Here is a 3,240-nt window from a genome sequence, read left to right as displayed (position 1 = left end):
ACGGCTCGGAGAATTTGAGTCCCATCCCGCGAAAAGACTTTTGCAACAGTATCGGCACTTTTCGGACCGGATAGGCGCGACTGACGATGTATCTTTGTGCGCAGACCGCGCGGGCGGATGTTGGTCTGTTGTCCCCATAACCGATGTTTGAAATTTATTTGCGATCAGCCCGGCATTCGTGTCGGGTTTTTCGTGTCGTCCTATTCCAATTTCTGTCGGCCGCCGGACAGACGAAAGCGTCAAAAAGGCTTCATAATTGTCTGGTTGGAGGACCGCGCCTCGAAGCGACTGCGGATCGGCTAATGGCAAGGTTCTATTTTGATTTCCACGATGCCAATGGCATCCTTAGAGACGACGCTGGCGAGGAGCTGCCCAGCGCGACCATTGCACGGAAGGAAGCGCTCAAGACTGTCGGTTTAGCAGTCAAGGACTTGACGTATCGCCACGCAGAGGGACGCGTTGTGATAGAGGTCCGCGACGGCGACGGACCTGTCCTCAGGGTCTTGGCAGTCGTTGAAACAACCTCCCTCAAAGAGTAAGGCGCTGGCCGTATTCCGACCCAGTGGCTTAGTTTGAAATTGATAGTGGCCTGTTTTGAATTACGGGCGCATAAAGCGGGATGTCCGAATCTCATCACCGATCATGTCAGTGTGGCGCGGTTTACAACCGCACGGAATCCATGGTCCCTGGACGCCAGATAAGCAGCTTCGAATGCACAGTGTGCAGCAAGACCATTGAAACCTGGAACTCGGCTTGGGTGCCGACTTATCGTCTTGTCGCCGGGCCGATCATGATGCCTCAGAAAGCCCCGCCAGCAGTTCTGGCCAAGAGTTAATATTATTGTTCTGGCTTTGCTGCTCTGGCTGGCGGACAGTAAGCCATCACCGCCCGTCCTCGGCTTTTTTCGGTGATGAGAACGCCGATTGCGCTCCCGCCTTCCTCGTACAGAGGAGCAGCGCCATGCAACGACGCCGTTTCAAACAGACATCTTCCTTAGATCAGCGCCTAATCGAAGAAGTGCAACGCCTCCGGAAAAAGGAAGGTGCCCACCCAGGAATCGAGCGTGACAAACTGATCCGTAAAGCGCGGCACGCTGAGGCAGCCGCGGACATGCAAGAATGGCTTACGTCCCCCGGCCTGCGCTCACCCGACTGAGCATTGAACAGAATGGCGACAAGGACTATTCAGATGGCATGTCCGATCAGGATGTCGCGCGGTTTCGCGCGCAAGCCGACGAATGCCGCCAACAGGCCGAGCTGGCGATAAACCCACTCGACAAGGAAGCGTGGTTACGGCTGGCTGGCTAATGGATCAAGCTGGCGCAAGCATCCGAGAAGAGAACGTAAAGCCGCCTCAGTTGGCGGCTTATCCCAAGCCCTACGTCGCCTGTTGGCACCTTTCGGACTCAGCGCGATGTTTGACTTGAGTCCGGAATGCGCTTGATAGCGTTGCAAAAGTCGAAAATTGAACGACGCCGAGAATCTCGCAAAAGCCAATTTTTAGCCGACTCCACCACTGCAATACTGCGTAGCGCCAATACGAAGCTCCGTGGTCGTTTTTGTGTGAGACGATGTGGTCCCTCATATCGCCGCGTGCGAAAGGCATCAGCGGTCCTGAAAAATTTTGGTCGTCACCCCAAAAAGACTTTTTCAACACTATCCGCTTCCAAGCGGACATCGGCGAGAGAGCGAGCGAGACCGCGTGGGCGGCCCGCTGAGTGCCTTTCGATCTGCCGGGTATCTCGAGACTCTGCCAACATGAATCGCCGCACGGGCGACCGGTCGCGCGGCCTCTGCAACGGCAAGGAAGCGGCAGATGGAACTGAACTGTCCAAGCTGTGGTAAGCTTAGCGGAAAGCAGGAGGCCGATATGAACTGGATCAAATGTACCGATATGAACAAGCAGCCTGTTTATGTGAACATAGAAAATGCGACGAGCATTTTTTGGATCGAAAAAGAGAAGGCATCCATCATCGGATTCCCCAGTGGAGGGGACAGCATAAAGGTCATCGAGCCACCCGAAGTTATCATCAGGGGGGAATGACATGCCCCGAGCTCTAAAGGTTTGGGCTGCCATTTACCTACCTCTTCGGCCTTCCGATCGTACTTGTCATGTGGGTTGAGGACTGGTTTCCGATGCTGATCCTGCGGAACATGTCGCTGTAAGCCGCCGGTCCACATGATCAAGCTGACGAGTTTCCAGATCGGCGTATCGCGCGAGACGGGGTTGGATCCTTGGGCAAAAAGCCCGCCTGATTTGCTGATTTGACAATTCCCCGCCGGGTAGTTTTGTGCGTTTGCGCGGCGCCCGCCATGGCAGTTGGAGAGTGCGATGCATAAGGCTACGACCTTCGAACACGGCGGCAAGGTCTACGAAGTTCGCGCGATCCCGACGTTAAACGGTTGGAAGGTTCGCATTTTCGTCGAGGGCATCCCGGCAACTGGCTTCACTTATTCAGTCGACGCCGAAGTCTATCAAGATGCTGCGATCGACGGAGTGCCGGAAGATTTGGTGGCCGGGCTGATGGAAACAGCGGAGCGTGATTTTCGGCGCGGCCTTGCCCAGGAATTGGTGGCCGCCGAAGAGGCTACCGACGACGATATCGCGGCGGAAAACGATAAATTCAAACCATGAGATCACCCCCTGGCGCTCTTGCGAGATCCAGAAGCGGCCAGCTGACGCCGCGAATGCCACCGGACGCGCAGTAGCCAAGCCCTCACGAGCGGCTTTCGCAGGTGCACTATTGCCATCGACCGCAGGTTGCGGTCGGTCGGTTTGATTGTTGTCGGACGACCGGCTTGAACCGGCGCGCCGTAGGCGCATATTCCCGAGATGTCCGAATACCGACCCGCTTTCGTGGCGCGAAAAGGTAATCCCGGATTTGGCTGGGTGGTCGATGTTCTTTGGCCCGATGGCGAGACGGAAGTAGTCAAGGGTTTCGCCACCGAACAACAGGCCGCCGAGTGGATCGCCAAACATTCCGAGGGCTGGCAGGGGAAAACTAAATGAGTTCTAAGAAATGGAATGATCCCCAACTCGACGCTGCTCAGTTTGCCATCGGTACCGCATACGGGTAACGCGGTCTGCACGGCCTGCGGGGCTGCGCTAGAGTCGTGGTGGAAAAGCACCCACGTTCCCTCATTTGAACTTGTCAAACGTCCGGACGGAAAGCCCGGTAGTAGGTCAGTTTGATTGTGGCAGGATGACTGGCTTGAACGGCAGTGCCGGAGGCGCATATTT

General features: G+C 56.0%; 5 protein-coding genes. All 5 read left to right on the top strand.

What is annotated here, in order from left to right; genetic code table 11:
- The first annotated feature begins 302 nt into the window (after nt 1-302).
- The 5 genes from CP49_RS22215 to CP49_RS44960 all read left to right on the top strand — a co-directional run bounded on the left by CP49_RS22215 (nt 303) and on the right by CP49_RS44960 (nt 3,009).
- On the top strand, nt 303-539 hold the full coding sequence (locus CP49_RS22215; protein ID WP_057852325.1) for a DUF6894 family protein: 237 nt from the start codon (nt 303-305) through the stop codon (nt 537-539).
- Between the two features lie 579 nt (nt 540-1,118).
- Nucleotides 1,119-1,307, top strand: a complete 189-nt coding sequence (locus tag CP49_RS44975) for a hypothetical protein (protein ID WP_057852324.1) — start codon at nt 1,119-1,121, stop codon at nt 1,305-1,307.
- A gap of 508 nt (nt 1,308-1,815) precedes the next feature.
- A complete protein-coding gene (locus tag CP49_RS44970) occupies nt 1,816-2,043 on the top strand; it encodes a hypothetical protein (RefSeq protein WP_156438580.1) in 228 nt (75 codons plus the stop codon).
- A gap of 288 nt (nt 2,044-2,331) precedes the next feature.
- On the top strand, nt 2,332-2,634 hold the full coding sequence (locus tag CP49_RS44965; protein WP_156438579.1) for a hypothetical protein: 303 nt from the start codon (nt 2,332-2,334) through the stop codon (nt 2,632-2,634).
- Nucleotides 2,635-2,832: 198 nt separating this feature from the next.
- Nucleotides 2,833-3,009: a hypothetical protein gene (locus CP49_RS44960; protein WP_156438578.1), complete on the top strand. Its 177-nt coding sequence runs from the start codon at nt 2,833-2,835 to the stop codon at nt 3,007-3,009.
- Nucleotides 3,010-3,240: the final 231 nt, after the last annotated feature.

Origin of the sequence: Bradyrhizobium valentinum (assembly GCF_001440405.1) — a bacterium.
GTDB classification, from domain to species: Bacteria; Pseudomonadota; Alphaproteobacteria; order Rhizobiales; family Xanthobacteraceae; genus Bradyrhizobium; species Bradyrhizobium valentinum.
The sequence above is the reverse complement of the archived record's forward strand: the minus strand, read 5'-3'. Positions and strand labels throughout refer to the sequence as shown.